Raw genomic sequence first — 14578 nt, 5'->3', positions numbered from 1 at the left:
AATGCGCCATGGGCGGCGGCGCGCGCCGCCTCAATTCTTCAGCTTGTAGCCGGTGCGGAACATCCACGCGACGATCGCCAGCAGGATCACGAGGAACAACCCGGTCGCGGCGAGGCTGATCCACACGTGCACGTCGGCGAGCCCGTAGAACGACCAGCGGAAGCCGCTGACCAGGTACACGATCGGGTTGAACAGCGTGATGACGCGCCATGCGGGCGGCAGCATGTCGACCGAGTAGAAGCTGCCGCCGAGGAACGTGAGCGGCGTGATGATCAGCAGCGGCACGAGCTGCAGCTTCTCGAAGCTGTCGGCCCAGATGCCGATCACGAAGCCGAACAGGCTGAACGTGACCGCCGTCAGCACGAGGAACAGCACCATCCAGAACGGATGCAGGATGTGCAGCGGCACGAACAGGCCGGCCGTGGCGAGGATGATCACGCCGAGCAGGATCGACTTCGACGCGGCCGCGCCCACATACGCGATCACGATCTCCCAGTACGACACCGGCGCGGACAGGATCTCGTAGATCGTGCCCGTGAAGCGCGGGAAGTAGATGCCGAACGACGCGTTCGAGATGCTCTGCGACAGCAGCGACAGCATCACGAGCCCCGGCACGATGAACGAGCCGTAGCCGATGCCGTTCACGTCGCTGATGCGCGAGCCGATCGCGGAGCCGAAGACGACGAAGTACAGCGACGTCGAGATCACCGGCGCGATGATGCTCTGCATCAGCGTGCGGCGCGTGCGGGCCATTTCTGCGCGGTAGATCGCGCGGATTCCATGCAGGTTCATGCGTCAGGCTCCTTGCTGCACGCCGTTGCGGCGGTTGTCGATCAGGCTGACGAAGATGTCCTCGAGCGAGCTTTGCGTCGTATGCAGGTCGCGGAAGCCGATGCCGGCCGAGCCGAGCGCGTTGATCAGCTTCGCGATGCTCGCGTCGTCGCGCTGCGAGTCGTAGGTGTAGACGAGCGCGGCGCCGTCGTCCGCGCGTTCGAGGCCGAACGGCGCGAGCGCGGGCGGCATGTCCGCGAGCGGGTGCTCGAGCTGCACGGTGAGCTGCTTCTTGCCGAGCTTGCGCATCAGCTCGTGCTTCTCCTCGACCAGCACGAGTTCGCCGCCGAGGATGATGCCGATCCGGTCGGCCATTTCCTCGGCTTCCTCGATGTAGTGCGTGGTCAGCAGGATCGTCACGCCGCTTTCGCGCAGCGAATCGACGAGCTTCCACATGTCGCGGCGCAGCTCGACGTCGACGCCGGCCGTCGGTTCGTCGAGGAACAGGATGCGCGGCTCGTGCGACAGCGCCTTCGCGATCATCACGCGGCGCTTCATGCCGCCCGACAGCGTCATCAGCTTGTTGTCGCGTTTGTCCCACAGCGACAGCGCCTTCAGCGTCTTCTCGATGTACGCGGGATCGGGCGCCTTGCCGAACAGGCCGCGGCTGAACGACACGGTCGCCCAGACGGTCTCGAACGCGTCGGTCGTCAGTTCCTGCGGCACGAGGCCGATCATTTCGCGGGCTGCGCGGTATTGGTCGCGGATGTCGTGGCCGCCGACCGTCACGCGGCCGCCGGTCGGCGTGACGATGCCGCAGATCGAGCCGATCAGCGTCGTCTTGCCGGCGCCGTTCGGCCCGAGCAACGCGAAGATCTCGCCGGGGCGGATGTCGAGGGTGACGTGCTTCAGCGCCTGGAAGCCGGACGCGTAAGTCTTGGAGAGGTCGGAGACGGACAGGATCGGTTGCATGCTCACGGATGGCATGGCCGGCCGGCGCGACGGCGTGTGCCGCGCGTGCCCGGCGTCGCCGCCGCTGCGAAGCGGCCGGGACCGGGGACGGCATGGCGAACGGGCGTCATGTCGAACGGCGTTGTGGTGCGGGATCGCGGGATCGCCATATTAGCAATCGGTAGATGGAAATGCATTGTTGTGGATAGGGCGCGCGTTGCCGGTGCCGGATTGGCGCGAATTGACGGGGCATCGTGCAATAACGCGGCGCTTTATTTGTCGAGAACGAACAATTGGCGCCGTTTTCGGCGAACCGGGCCACGAGCGCGTTTTCGCTCGGCGGCGGCGTGGCCGGCCGGCCCACTGTGCCGCCCGAAGGCCGTCGCGCCGTACCGGGACGGCGTGTGCCGCGCTCGCGATAATGCGTTCCTTTCATCGTTCACGGAGCGGAGTGCATGTCTTTGATCGATTTCAAATCCGTGGCGGCGGCACAGGCCGTCGCATGGAAATCCACGATCGTCGGCGAGGTCGGGCCGGCCAGGATCAAGGTGCTGCGCATGGATGCGCAGGCTTACGAAGCGGAAGTGCACGACTACAACGAGGGGCTGCTGGTGCTCGACGGCCGGATGCTGCTCGAGGTCGGGGGCGAGACGATCGTCGTCGAGGCCGGGCAGATGTATTTGGCGCTTGCCGGCACGCCTCACGCGGTGCTGCCGGGCAGCCACGGCACGCTCGCGATCGTCGACGTGTAAGGTTGCGCCGCAGCATGCGCGCGACCGGCGCAGGCCCGCCTGGCTTGGCTCGGCGCGGGTCGGGTGCCATCGTTCAAACGCGTGTTGCACCGCCCGGGTATTTGTCTGAGCAAATAAATTGAAGGCTGTTTGAAAATCTGTCAAATCCCCTGCACCCGCTAGGATTGCGCGGTTTCGGCCGTTTGGAACTCTGCATCCATTTACTTGTAGGTATCGTCCGATCATAGTCTCGACAAACGACGCATCACGATAACGAATCAAGCGTACGGATGGAGACCAATTCATGAGACGCCTATCCGCGGGGCCAGCCGGACTGCCGTTTCCCGTTTTTTCGCTGAACGCAGGCGCGATGCAGATCGCGTACCTGCGTCGTCATATCGCCGTGTAGCGGCGAACCACTTCCCGTTTCGATCGTTCTCACGGCGCCGTGCCGCATGACGGCGCCGCGGGAGAGCGCTCGTCTGCCGCCGCGGCGCGTGCCGCATTTGCCTGACCGGCATCGCGGCGGCCTTGCGCGTACTGTCATGCGCCACGCGTCCATGCGGCGGCGCGATACCAACCGGCGGGCCATGCAGCCTGTCCGGACGAGACTTGTCGTACCTCAAAAGGAGGGGTTGATGATTTGCATTCCTGAATGGCGGAAAGCGATCCTGTCGTGCGCGGTAATCGCTTTGCCGTTCGTCGCCGGTTGCGGCGGCGGCGACGATCCGGGGCCGATCAACGTGCCGCAGTGCTCGGGGAGCGCATGCGGGCCGAGCGGTTCGGAAACGACGCAGCCGGTCGTGACGAAGCTGTGTCCCGATGCGCTCGACTACACGACGACGTATACGGGCGGCGCCGGCAGCGGTGAGTACATCAAGGTGAAGTTCGACTCGACGAAGATGACCTACCAGATGCAGTTCATCGAATCGTCGGTGCCGACATCGGCAGGGCAGGTCAACAACACGCGCGCAGGCCTGACGATCAGCGGCGCGTTCCATCATCCGACCAATCTCCCGACCGCCGAGCAGAACCGCTGCGCGGCCGTGCTCGACAGCGGCGCGACGAGCGACGGTACGTATGCGGTGACGATCAACCGCGCGGATCCGCCGATGCTGTTCATCGGCAATGGCGTGGTGGGGGGCGGGATTCCGGGGGCGACGATCGGGTTCGCGGGCCTCAACCTCGGGGGCATGGCGATCGGCTATGTGCCGTCGCGCACGTTTGATTTCTATCCGTTCATCGGCTTCATCGCCACGGAAACCGACTTTTCGAAGGTGGCGGGCAATTACAACGAGGTCGGCATCCATCTGTCACCGCTTGGCGGAGCGGGGCAGAGCCCGGCCGGACCGGTCGGTTGGGAGCCGGATGTCGTCAACTGGAACCAGACGTTCAACGCGGACGGTACGTGTACGATCACGCAAGGCAGCGACTACTCGTGCCAGACGACTGGAGCCCCCTGGACGCTGCGCAAGAATGCGGACGGGTCGGCCGACAACGTGTTCGTGAGCAACGGGTTGCCGAACGCGTTTGGCGTGCTCTCGTATCCGATGGCGGGGCAGGCGACGTCGCTCATCCTCCTCGCGTCGAGTCAGGCCAAAGGCATCATGATCGTTGGCAAGCTGAACGGCGTACGGATACCGGTCGTGATTCGTGTCGGCTATACGAATGTCGATGCGGCCAATCCGCTCATGTCGGTCGCCGACGCTGAAGTCGGGATCTCGATGCTGTCGTCGGCCACCGCGATTGGCGCGAATTCCCTGAAGGGCGGTTACATCGGCGCGACCAGCGCATCCGCGTGCGGCATCGTGACGTCTCCCGGCGTGACGCCCTTCAACCAGACGCCGGCGGGCCCGAGCTTCAATCCAAACGTACCGCACCCGGAACTGCCTGGTGAGTTCATCAATAACACCTTCAATTCGATAGCGGGCAGTTGCAACGACGGTACTGCTGTCTCGACGATGGCCGCGAACTACACGTCGACGCTGTTCCAGGGCAGTACCGCGGCGTTCATCGATCCGCAGACCTCGGGGGTGACCTCGCAGTTCGGGCTCGACTATACACAGGCGACGCCCGGCAAGATCAAGGTCACGGCCACGCAGGACTTCAACGCGAAGGGCGCGAGCGGCAACGTGGCGATCTTCAAGAAGGGCGATACGGGCTGGCTCGTGACGGCCGGCAACGTCTACGCGATGGTCGTCAACAACAGCCAGGTCAACCCGTTCTTCACCGTCGGCGCGTTCGTCCAGTAACCCTGCATTGAACACGTAACACCGGCGGCGCATGCGTCGCCGCCGGCGAATCGAATTTCAAGAGGATTCCTATGAATTTGAAGAAATGGATGGCCGCGGCGTCGCTCGCGCCCGTGCTGGCTGCGTGCGGCGGAGACGGCGACCCGCCGCCCGCGCCGGTGGTCCGGCTGTGCCCGCAGACGATCGACTACAACACGGTGTTCATCGGCGGGTCGGGCTCGGGCGAACTGGTGAAGGTGCAGCTCGACACGACGAAGATGACGTACCGGATGACCTATCTCGCGTCGCCGGTGCCGACCACCACCGGCACCGTTCAACCGACCCGCGACACGGCGCCCGCGAACGTGGTCGACGGCACGCTGGCCGACGAAACGGGGCTGCCGACGGTCAAGCTGAACCAGTGCACGTTCCGGATGCAGAACGCGAGCCTCGACCCGAGCCGGCCCGCGCGGCTGTTCCTCGGCGAAGGCGTGCTCGGCGGCGCGATTCCCGGCGCGACGATCCAGTTCAACGGCGTGATCGGCGTGGGCAAGATTCCGCAGACGACGTTCCCGTACTACCCGTTCATCAGCTTCTCGTCGGTGGAAACCGACCTGACGAAGATCGCCGGCAAGTACAACCAGCTCGGTTATCACCAGGTGCCGTCGCAAAGCTTCCAGCCGGTCGCACTCGACCAGCAGGTGACGATCAACGCGGATGGCAGCTACGTCGAGACCGACAACTTCGGCAAGAAGAACGGCGGGCAGCCGCTCGCGTCGAGCGCGACCGTGAACCAGCCGTTCACGCTGCGGTCCGATGCGCCGGCATTCCAGTCGCTCAACTACCTGCCGCAGATTCCGCCGACGCTCGCGGCGGTCGATCCGGCGAAGGCCGGCAAGGGGATCCTGATCGTCGGCAAGCTGCGCAACCAGCTCGTGCCGATCTTCATTCGCACCGGCGCGGCGAATGCAGACCTGACGCAGGGTTCGCCGAGCGCGGACGACGAATCGGGCATCTCGATCCTGAGCCCGCAGACGGCAATCGCGCAGGGTTCGCAGAACGGCGAGTACACGGGTGTCGACAGCGCGTTCAACTACCGGGCCACCGCACTTATCGGCGCGCAGGCCACGCTGCTCGATCCGTTCAACGCGTCGCAGGCCGCGCTCGCCCGCGCGCTGAACCTCGATTTCACGCAGAAGGTGCCGGGTGTCGTCACGACCGTGCATGCGGATGCGGCGTCGGGGCCCGCGACCGGCAAGTTCGTGTTCACCGGCGGCGTGTTCGGGTTCCTCGACATGAACGATACGAGCAATCCGTACTTCACGGTCGGCGCATTCGTGCAGTAACGCAAGCCTGGATGGAGACACGGCGGCGCCGCGCGAAAGCGCGCGGCGCCCGGACAGAATGAGAAGGAGACTTCATGAAGAAGCTGATTGTCGCGGGTGTCGTCGCAGGCGTATCGACGCTCGCATCGGCCCAGCAGGCGGGCGACAACGTCGCGACGCTGGGCTGGTTGCACATCATGCCGCAGGATTCGACCAACGGGCTCACGACGAATCTCGCCAGCATGCCGATCAACGGGCCGCTGCGCCTGCCCGGGTCGTTCACGTCGCCGGGCACGAGCCTGACCGTCAACAACGCCGATACGGTTGGCCTGACGCTCACGCACTTCTTTACCGACCACATCGCGGTGACGTCGGTGCTCGGCGTGCCGCCCGAGTTCACGCTGACCGGGCACGGCACGATCAAGCCGCCCGGCCCGGCCGGCGCGCTCGGCAGCGTCAACATGGACGATCCGGCGAACCAGCCGGCCGTGAAGAACGCACGGCAGTGGAGCCCCACGATCATTCTGCAGTACTACTTCAATTCGTCGACGGCGCGGTTCCGGCCGTTCGTCGGGATCGGCGTGGCCTACAGCTGGTTCAGCAACATCGAACTGAACGGCAACTTCGCGAGAGACATCAACCAGAACCTCGGCAGCGTGCTTGCGGCCGGCGCCGGCAAGCCGGGGCCGACTTCGGTCGAGGGCAAGGCGTCGTCGTCGTTCACGCCGGTCTACAACGTCGGCGCGAGCTACGCGATCGACAAGCACTGGGGGCTGACGGCGACGCTGACCTACATGCCGCTGAAAACCTATTCGTCGCTCGTGATCAAGGCGGCCGACGGCTCGACGCTCGCCACCACGCGCACAAAGCTGAAGGCCGATCCGCTGATCACGTTCGTCGGGATTTCCTACAAGTTCTGAGCCGTCCGGTTCGCATGATGCGCACCGGCGGCTTCCTGCGACCGTCGGGCCGGAATATTCCGGCCGGGAGGTCGCGTTCCTGGCGGCATGCCGCCATTTGTGAAGAGAGGGGGCAGTTCAAATGAGCATTCGCAAAATCGTATCGCTTGTTGCTGCAGTGGCTTTCACCGCGGTTTCGGCCGCGCCTGCTTTCGCAGTGACCGTTTCGCGGGCCGACGGCCAGCCGATGAACCCGAATGGCGAACCGTTCTCGGCGACCGGGCTGACAGCCCTTTCCAAGGGGGCGATCAGCGCGAACTGCAACGCGACGTTCAACGGCACGATCACGTCGACCGGCATCGTCAACATCACGTCGACCACGTTCTCGGGCGGCGCGACGTGCGGCCTGATCAACGGTAGCGCGAGCAGCGCATCGCCGTGGACGGGGCAGGCCGATAGCACGACGCAACTGTCGATCAACAACGTGAAGGTGAACGTCACGCTGCTCGGCACCTGCGGGCCGAGCAAGGTCGTCACGACGTGGAGCGATCCGAACTCGTCGCTGACGTTCAACAACTCCACGCTGACGCCGGACTGCACGGTGGGCGGCACGGTCGCGACGTCGCCGAAGTTCCACGTGCAGTAAGCGCCGCGGATCGAAGCGGGTACCCGCCGTGCACGAGGGCCGTGCGGTAGGTGCGGCGGGTATTTGCGGTTTCGATGGGTTCGTGCCGTCGCGTGTATGGGCGCGACGGCCGGATTCATTCGGCAGAGCGGTCGTGTTTCTCGTGGAAGGCCGCCATAAATCAAGAGAGAGGGCCGGACAGATGAAAATTCGTCAAATTGCATCGCTTGTTGCTGCAGTGATATTGACTGCGGTTTCGGCCGCACCCGCATTGGCGGTGACCGTGTCACGCGTGGACGGCCAGCCGATGAATCCGAATGGCGAGCCGTTTTCTGCAACGGGGGTCACGGCGCTCGGCAAAAAGTCGATCAACGCCAATTGCACCGTCACGTTCAACGGGACGATTACCCCGACGGGCATCGTCAATATCACGTCGGCCCAGCTCAACGGGGGCGGCTGGTGCCCACTGATCAGCGCTTCAGCGAGCGGTGTTTCGCCGTGGACAGGACAGTTGGATAGCGCGACCCAGCTTTCGATCAACAATGCGCAGGCGACCTTCATGGTGCTTGGCCCTTGCGGGCCGAGCAAGCTCGTGGCGACGTGGAATGATTCGAATTCGTCATTGACGTTCAACGATACCGACTGGGCGCCGGATTGCAGGTTGTTCGGCACGTTCATGGCGTCGCCGAAGCTTCACGTGCAATAAGTGTCGCAGAACAACGCCGGGTGCCTGCCGCGTGCGAGGGCCGTGCGGCACGCGCGGGTATTTCCGCTTTCTCGTTGCACTCGTGTCGTCGCGCGTATCGGCGCGACGGCCGGCTGACCGCCCGTGTCGCGATCCGATCCGGGCGGACAGGCAGGACTGGCGCGGCGTGCCGCGCTGTCCGATTTGGTTGAAACAACACCATTCCAATTGGCCAGAACTATCCCGGAAGACCCATGCTTACCGATCCAGCAAAGTATGGAGATGCCCGCGGCGCGACGCCTGACCGGCTGCGCACCGCCGCGTGGCTGCAGTACCTGATCGAACATCTCGACGCCGCCGCTTGCGTAGCGATGGCGGCCGACACGGGCGACACGACCGTCGCCGCGTCGCAGGCGATACGTATGCGGACAGGCGCGAACCTGTCTCGTGACGCAGCGGCCGATCTTCAAGGACTCGCGCCGTGGATTGAATCGGACGGCGGCGCCTGCGCATGCGACCTGACCGATCCGCGCGGCGCGTGCTCGCATGTGCCTTCGATGCAGCAACTCGCCGAAGCCGAACGCCGCTGCCCCGGTTCGCGTGCCGCGTTCGACACCGCGCACGGCGTGATCGAGGCATGCGCGTTCGACGACCCCGATGTCGGCTGGGCCGCACTCGAGCGGATTGCCGGCGGTGCCGAATACAGCCGGAGCGATGCCGGCGGAAGCCTCGCAGATGAGACGGGCGCGCAGGGCGACACGGCGCCTGCGAAGAACCCGGAAGACAGGCTTGCCGTCGCCGCGGCGGCGAGTGGAGCAACGTCGGCCATGCCTGGCGCCGTCATCGATGCGATCGTGCTGCGCGTGTGCGGGCCGCGCGACGATGCATCGCGCATCGACGAGATGACTGCGCTCGTGACGTTCTCGGCCGTGCTCGCTGCCGGCAACGGGACCTCCATGGCCGCGTATGGCGGTCAGCACAACCTCGTCGCGCGGGCGATCCGCACGCGTCGCGCCGATCTCGCGTCGGTGGACGGGCTGCTCGCGGCGCTATCCGTGTGCAGGCTCGATCGACTCGTCGGTGCGGGCAGCTTCTGGGCTTACTACGTGCTGGCGGGCATCGTGATCGAAGCACCGGACGTCGTGCGCGAAATCGGTCGCCGCTTTCACGGCGACGAGTGGCAGGCGTGGCTCGACCACGTGCTCGCGTGGCCGGCGGTCAGCCGCTTCGGGCCGACAGAGGACGTCGCATTCGATCACCTGCGAGGCGCAATGAGCCTGACGTCGCGATGGAATCCGATCGTGCGCGGGAAGCGGATGCGGAAGCGGGGCGTCGTAGCGCCCTGATTCGGCGAGCAAGGGGACAAGGCCGGCAGACGAGCCGGCTTTGCGGAAGCCTCTTCCGAAGTAATCAGAAAGGATGCCGAACGATTCGCTCACGCGCATCCTGATTCGCGCCGCCATGCCGGGTCCCGGTCGCTCACGCAAACTGGCATCGGGCGAAAGCGGGCCGAGCCGTCATGACGTCACCGTCCACACTGGCCACACGCCACACGCCACCCCATCCATCCTGTCTACGCGCCGCCCGATTCGATCGCCATCGACCGAACGCAGTATGATGCCGCAGACGATGCCGGCGATTGCTTCGATGTCACTGCCCGCCCGCACCGCCGAAGATCTGCCAAGCTTGTTGTAAGCCGGACGCAAACAGCCGCCGCGTGAGAGTGCGGCCGCGAACCTGCCTCCGGACCCTCTTCATCGAAACGGTCAGTCAGATGTCAAAGCAACACAAGAAGATCCTCCTCCTGAGCGTCAGCGCCGGCGCCGGCCATACCCGGGCGGCGGAAGCGATCCGCGCGTTCGCCGACCACCATCCCGCCGGCATCGAAGCCACCCACCTGGACGTGATGGATTTCGTGTCCACCGGCTTCCGCAAGCTGTACACCGATCTCTACATCAAGCTCGTCAGCAGCCAGCCGGCGCTGTGGGGCTACCTGTACCAGAAGACCGACGAAGTCGATCCCGCCGCGCCGTCGCAGAAGATCCGGCGCGCGATCGAGCGGCTCAATTGCCGGAAGTTGCTCGCGGAGATCGAACGGCAGCGCCCGGACGCGATCATCTGCACGCACTTCCTGCCGGCCGAACTGTTGTCGCGCGAGATCCGCAAGGCGCGCGTCGATACGCCGGTGTGGGTGCAGGTCACCGATTTCGACCTGCACAGCATGTGGGTCGTGCCGAACATGCGCGGCTACTTCGCGGCCAACGACGAGATCGCGTGGCGCATGCATGCCCGCGGCATGGCGCCCGAGACGGTGCACGTCAGCGGCATCCCGATCATGCCGGCGTTCGGCCAGCCGCTTGATCGCGCGGCCTGCGCGGCCGAGTTCGGCCTCGATCCCGCACGGCCGACGTTCCTGATGATGTCCGGCGGCGCGGGCCTCGGCGGGCTCGACGTGCTGGCGGCGCGGCTGCTGGCGATGGATGCCGACTTCCAGCTGATCGCGCTGGCCGGCAAGAACAAGGCGATGCTGGCGTCGTTGCAGGCATTGGCCGCGCAGCATCCGGGCCGGCTGTTTCCGCAGGGCTTCACGCAGCAGGTCGAACGCCTGATGGCCTGCGCCGACCTCGTCATCACGAAGCCGGGCGGCCTGACGACGTCCGAATGTCTCGCGATGCAGTTGCCGATGATCGTCAACTCGCCGATTCCGGGCCAGGAGGAGCGCAATGCGGATTTCCTGCTCGAACAGGGTGTCGCGCTGAAGGCGATCGACGACGATGCGCTCGTCTACCGGATCCGCGCGCTGCTGCAGGCGCCGGAGCGTCTCGCCGACATGCGCCGCCGTCTCGCGCCGCTCGGCCGGCCGCTCGCCGGCCGCTTCGTGCTCGATCGCGTGCTGGGCCTGGAGCCCGCCGCATGAGCGTCGCGCGCTTTGTGCCGACGCGCCATACGTTGTTCGTCGTCGCGTGGGTCGTGTTGCTCGCGTATTTCTTCGCGAACGTGGAGATCCAGATCGAAGGCAGCGCGGGCTGGGCGGCCAACCTGCCGACGTGGCGCATCGAGCATCACTGGCTGCTCGACCTGTTCTGGGGCGGGCGGCCGATGACCGGCTACCACGCATGGGTGTTCCCGTTCGTCGCGCTGTTCTTTCACTTGCCGGCCGTGTTCAACGGACGGTGGTCGTGGCGCATCGAAGGGCGGACCATCGCGTGCATCATGGTGTTCTGGCTGACCGAGGATTTCCTGTGGTTCGTGCTGAATCCGGCCTACGGCCTCGCCCGCTTCAATCCGGCCAACGTGCCGTGGCATATCCACTGGCTGGGTGTGGCCCCGACCGACTACTGGACGATGAGTGCCGCCGCGATCGTGCTGTTCATGCTTTCCCGCGAGCGCAAGCGCGCATTCCATTGACCCCTGAACCGACATGAGAGTCGCCTTCATTGCAGCGCTTGCCGTCACGCTTGCCGGGCTCGTGCAGCCGGCGCATGCGGACCCGGCCTCCGCGGTGTCCGCCCGGCCGATCAAATGGGCGCAGAGCGTGACCGATGCGCATGTGAACAACCTGCATCGCATCACGCCGATGCTGTACCGCAGCGCCCAGCTGTCGCGCGCGGATGTGCCGGAACTGCAGAAGCTCGGCATTCGCAAGGTCATCAGCTTCCGCTCGTTTCACGCGGACGACACCATCCTGGCCGGCACGCAGATCGAGATGCAGCGCATCCGGATCAACACATGGGACATCCGCGACGAAGACATGGTCGCGGCGCTGAAGGCGCTGCGTACGGCCGACCGGGATGGCCCGGTGCTGATCCACTGCCAGCACGGCGCCGATCGCACGGGGCTCGTGTCGGCGTTGTACCGGATCGTGTACCAGGGCTGGACGCGCGAGCAGGCGCTCGACGAACTGCAGCACGGCGGCTACGGGTTCCATCCGGTCTGGCAGAACATCACGAATTACCTGAAGCGCGTGGACGTCGAGCGGCTGCGTCAAGAGGTCAACAACGGCTGAGCCGGACCCGGGAGGACTACCTCCCGGCGTCACCGTAGCGCTCAGCGCTCGTCTGCGCGGCAGCAGCAGAATCCCGACTTTTCTGGCATGTAGCAGGTTCTTCACCTGACGAGCTGCAGCAAAGTCCAAGCAGCCAGTCGGCTCCACCACGATCTTCGACGAGGCGCAAACAAGGTCGCGTGCTCGTGCAACACGGGATCCGGCCTCCGTACTGCCCCGGATAGTTCGCGTAGCCCCGAGGCGGTCTGATCGACCGCATCTTTGACGCGAAGCTACTTAACTCCAATATATTGTGGCTAAGTGGGTATTTTTGCCGATAAGACACAGAATTAAGGAGTTAAGCTCCTTGAGCCAAGGCGTTCGCCCGGTAGCGCGTACTGCACCCGCTGGTACAGCGGCAGCACTGTGGCGTGTCCTGCCAGGTGCGGAAACACGTACATGACCGGATCGGGATTGGGCAGCCGATGGAACGGGTGGTCGATCTCGTTCTGCGCAGCACGGATGCAGGCGCTGCTGTCGATCGGTGGGCCCTGAAGTGAACAGCGGTTGACGAAGGCACGTAAAAACGCCGCCGACAATCCCTGTCGGCGGCGTTTCGTCAGTACATGGATGAGTGGGCAGCACGCCCGCCGTCGTCAAACCGTTTCCGGTTGCCTCACCGCCTTCGCGACATTCCGCGCCATCGCCCCGTTCGCGACGAAATAAGGCACGTCCACGCGCGCGAGCGGCTTGCGGCCGCGAATCCTGTCCGCGATCTTCTCGGCGATCATGATCGTCGGCGCATTGAGGTTGCCGGTCGTGATGATCGGCATGATCGACGCATCGACGACGCGCAGCCCTTCCAGCCCGTGTACGCGGCCTTCTTCATCGACCACGGCCATGTCGTCATAACCCATCTTGCACGAGCACGACGGATGGAACGCCGTCTCCGCGCGAGCCCGCACGAACGCGTCGAGTTCCTTGTCGCTCCTGCAGTCGGCGCCCGGGTTCAGCTCGCGGCCGCGATAGCGGTCGAGCGCAGGCTGCCGCATGATTTCGCGCGTCGCGCGGATCGCATCGCGGAACTCGCGCCAGTCGAGCGCCTCGGCCATGTAGTTGAACAGGATGCTCGGGTGATCGTTCGGATCGCGCGAGCGCAGCTTCACGCGGCCGCGGCTCGGCGAGCGCATCGAGCCCACGTGCGCCTGGAAGCCGTGCATCTCGATCGCGTTCGAGCCGTTGTAGTTGATCGCCACCGGCAGGAAGTGATACTGGATGTTCGGCCACAGGTCGTCGTCGCGCGTGCGGATGAAGCCGCCCGCCTCGAAGTGGTTGCTCGCGCCGAGGCCGGTGCCGTTCAGCATCCATTCTAGGCCGATCTTCGGCTGGTTCCACCACTTCAGCGCCGGATACAGCGAGACGGGCTCCTTGCACTCGTACTGGATGTACATCTCCAGGTGATCCTGCAGGTTCTGGCCGACGCCGGGCAGGTCGAGCACGACCGGAATGTCGAGTTCCTTCAGCCACGCGCCGGGGCCGACGCCCGAGCGCTGCAGCAGTTGCGGCGACGCGATCGCGCCGCTGCACACGAGCACCTCGCGGCGTGCATGCACGGTCGCGCGTTCGCTGCCGCGCAAGTACGTGACACCCGATGCGCGCTTGCCGTCGAACAGGATGCGATCGGCGAGCGCATGCGTGACGATCTCGAGGTTCGGCCGCACCTTCGCCTGGTCGAGATAGCCGCGCGCGGTACTGGCGCGGCGGCCCTTCGGCGTGACGGTGCGGTCCATCGGGCCGAAGCCTTCCTGCTGATAGCCGTTCAGGTCGTCGGTGCGCGGATAGCCGGCCTGCACGCCCGCGTCGACCATCGCCTCGAACAGCGGGTTCGCGCCCGGCTTGCTGGTCGTGACCGATACGGGGCCGTTGCCGCCGTGATAGTCGTTCGGGCCCACGTCGCGCGTCTCGGCTTTCTTGAAGTACGGCAGGCAGTCGAGATACGTCCAGTTCTCGAGCCCCTGGTGCGTCGACCAGTTGTCGTAATCGAGCGCGTTGCCGCGGATGTAGCACATCCCGTTGATCAGCGACGAGCCGCCGAGCCCCTTGCCGCGGCCGCACTCCATGCGGCGGTTGTCCATGTGCGGCTCGGGGTCGGTTTCGTATGCCCAGTTGTAGCGGCGGCCCTGCAGCGGATAGGCCAGCGCCGCCGGCATCTGCGTGCGGAAGTCGAAGCGGTAGTCGGGGCCGCCCGCCTCGAGCAGCAGCACCGTCACATCCGGATCTTCCGTCAGGCGCGTTGCGAGCACGTTGCCCGCGGAACCTGCGCCGCAGATGATGTAGTCGTATTCGCGTGTCGTCATGACGGTCAATCTCCTTGT

Annotated in this window: 14 protein-coding genes; 11 read left to right on the top strand and 3 right to left on the bottom strand. The window is 65.3% G+C overall.

Going from position 1 to position 14578, the window contains the following annotated elements; genetic code table 11:
- Positions 1-30: 30 nt before the first annotated feature.
- Both GQ57_RS14265 and GQ57_RS14260 read right to left on the bottom strand, forming a co-directional pair.
- Positions 31-792 (bottom strand): ABC transporter permease, encoded by a 762-nt coding sequence (locus tag GQ57_RS14265; protein WP_021160316.1) that lies wholly within the window; start codon positions 790-792, stop codon positions 31-33.
- Between the two features lie 3 nt (positions 793-795).
- Positions 796-1743, bottom strand: coding sequence for an ABC transporter ATP-binding protein (locus GQ57_RS14260; protein WP_034198185.1), 948 nt, complete (start codon positions 1741-1743; stop codon positions 796-798).
- A gap of 434 nt (positions 1744-2177) precedes the next feature.
- Between GQ57_RS14260 and GQ57_RS14255 the strand changes: the two genes are divergently transcribed.
- From GQ57_RS14255 to GQ57_RS14210, 11 genes are all read left to right on the top strand, one after another.
- Complete coding sequence (locus tag GQ57_RS14255; protein ID WP_031399905.1) at positions 2178-2474, top strand: cupin domain-containing protein; 297 nt, start codon at positions 2178-2180, stop codon at positions 2472-2474.
- A 617-nt stretch (positions 2475-3091) separates the two neighbouring features.
- Entirely contained in the window at positions 3092-4705 is a 1614-nt protein-coding gene (locus GQ57_RS14250) for a DUF2957 domain-containing protein (protein WP_034198184.1), read from the top strand.
- A 71-nt stretch (positions 4706-4776) separates the two neighbouring features.
- A complete protein-coding gene (locus tag GQ57_RS14245; RefSeq protein WP_031399903.1) occupies positions 4777-6030 on the top strand; it encodes a DUF2957 domain-containing protein in 1254 nt (417 codons plus the stop codon).
- A gap of 74 nt (positions 6031-6104) precedes the next feature.
- Positions 6105-6929 carry an OmpW/AlkL family protein gene (locus GQ57_RS14240; protein ID WP_031399902.1) on the top strand — a complete coding sequence of 275 codons (825 nt, stop codon included), beginning with the start codon at positions 6105-6107 and terminating at the stop codon, positions 6927-6929.
- Between the two features lie 121 nt (positions 6930-7050).
- Positions 7051-7554 carry a hypothetical protein gene (locus GQ57_RS14235; protein WP_031399901.1) on the top strand — a complete coding sequence of 168 codons (504 nt, stop codon included), beginning with the start codon at positions 7051-7053 and terminating at the stop codon, positions 7552-7554.
- A 181-nt stretch (positions 7555-7735) separates the two neighbouring features.
- Positions 7736-8239 (top strand): hypothetical protein, encoded by a 504-nt coding sequence (locus GQ57_RS43055; RefSeq protein ID WP_031399900.1) that lies wholly within the window; start codon positions 7736-7738, stop codon positions 8237-8239.
- Between the two features lie 233 nt (positions 8240-8472).
- Positions 8473-9564 carry a hypothetical protein gene (locus GQ57_RS14225; RefSeq protein ID WP_034198183.1) on the top strand — a complete coding sequence of 364 codons (1092 nt, stop codon included), beginning with the start codon at positions 8473-8475 and terminating at the stop codon, positions 9562-9564.
- A gap of 73 nt (positions 9565-9637) precedes the next feature.
- Positions 9638-9913 (top strand): hypothetical protein, encoded by a 276-nt coding sequence (locus GQ57_RS41630; protein WP_152603251.1) that lies wholly within the window; start codon positions 9638-9640, stop codon positions 9911-9913.
- A gap of 79 nt (positions 9914-9992) precedes the next feature.
- Positions 9993-11135: an MGDG synthase family glycosyltransferase gene (locus tag GQ57_RS14220; RefSeq protein ID WP_031399898.1), complete on the top strand. Its 1143-nt coding sequence runs from the start codon at positions 9993-9995 to the stop codon at positions 11133-11135.
- Positions 11132-11626, top strand: coding sequence for a hypothetical protein (locus tag GQ57_RS14215; protein ID WP_031399897.1), 495 nt, complete (start codon positions 11132-11134; stop codon positions 11624-11626). The genes GQ57_RS14220 and GQ57_RS14215 overlap by 4 nt, the downstream gene beginning before the upstream one ends.
- 13 nt (positions 11627-11639) lie before the next feature.
- Positions 11640-12224, top strand: a complete 585-nt coding sequence (locus GQ57_RS14210; protein WP_052001316.1) for a dual specificity protein phosphatase family protein — start codon at positions 11640-11642, stop codon at positions 12222-12224.
- Between the two features lie 635 nt (positions 12225-12859).
- Here the strand turns inward: GQ57_RS14210 and betA are convergent.
- Positions 12860-14560, bottom strand: a complete 1701-nt coding sequence (betA, locus tag GQ57_RS14205; protein ID WP_034198182.1) for a choline dehydrogenase — start codon at positions 14558-14560, stop codon at positions 12860-12862.
- Positions 14561-14578 lie beyond the last annotated feature (18 nt).

The organism is Burkholderia sp. MSh2 (genome assembly GCF_000731655.1).
Taxonomy (GTDB): domain Bacteria; phylum Pseudomonadota; class Gammaproteobacteria; order Burkholderiales; family Burkholderiaceae; genus Burkholderia; species Burkholderia paludis.
This window is presented reverse-complemented; position numbering and strand designations above follow the sequence as displayed.

What these genes read in the sequence shown, in the direction of transcription:
- GQ57_RS14265 (WP_021160316.1), bottom strand. Translation starts at nt 792, where the DNA reads ATGAACCTGCATGGAATCCGCGCGATCTACCGCGCAGAAATGGCCCGC.
- GQ57_RS14260 (WP_034198185.1), bottom strand. Translation starts at nt 1,743, where the DNA reads ATGCAACCGATCCTGTCCGTCTCCGACCTCTCCAAGACTTACGCGTCC.
- GQ57_RS14255 (WP_031399905.1), top strand. Translation starts at nt 2,178, where the DNA reads ATGTCTTTGATCGATTTCAAATCCGTGGCGGCGGCACAGGCCGTCGCA.
- GQ57_RS14250 (WP_034198184.1), top strand. Translation starts at nt 3,092, where the DNA reads ATGATTTGCATTCCTGAATGGCGGAAAGCGATCCTGTCGTGCGCGGTA.
- GQ57_RS14245 (WP_031399903.1), top strand. Translation starts at nt 4,777, where the DNA reads ATGAATTTGAAGAAATGGATGGCCGCGGCGTCGCTCGCGCCCGTGCTG.
- GQ57_RS14240 (WP_031399902.1), top strand. Translation starts at nt 6,105, where the DNA reads ATGAAGAAGCTGATTGTCGCGGGTGTCGTCGCAGGCGTATCGACGCTC.
- GQ57_RS14235 (WP_031399901.1), top strand. Translation starts at nt 7,051, where the DNA reads ATGAGCATTCGCAAAATCGTATCGCTTGTTGCTGCAGTGGCTTTCACC.
- GQ57_RS43055 (WP_031399900.1), top strand. Translation starts at nt 7,736, where the DNA reads ATGAAAATTCGTCAAATTGCATCGCTTGTTGCTGCAGTGATATTGACT.
- GQ57_RS14225 (WP_034198183.1), top strand. Translation starts at nt 8,473, where the DNA reads ATGCTTACCGATCCAGCAAAGTATGGAGATGCCCGCGGCGCGACGCCT.
- GQ57_RS41630 (WP_152603251.1), top strand. Translation starts at nt 9,638, where the DNA reads ATGCCGAACGATTCGCTCACGCGCATCCTGATTCGCGCCGCCATGCCG.
- GQ57_RS14220 (WP_031399898.1), top strand. Translation starts at nt 9,993, where the DNA reads ATGTCAAAGCAACACAAGAAGATCCTCCTCCTGAGCGTCAGCGCCGGC.
- GQ57_RS14215 (WP_031399897.1), top strand. Translation starts at nt 11,132, where the DNA reads ATGAGCGTCGCGCGCTTTGTGCCGACGCGCCATACGTTGTTCGTCGTC.
- GQ57_RS14210 (WP_052001316.1), top strand. Translation starts at nt 11,640, where the DNA reads ATGAGAGTCGCCTTCATTGCAGCGCTTGCCGTCACGCTTGCCGGGCTC.
- betA (WP_034198182.1), bottom strand. Translation starts at nt 14,560, where the DNA reads ATGACGACACGCGAATACGACTACATCATCTGCGGCGCAGGTTCCGCG.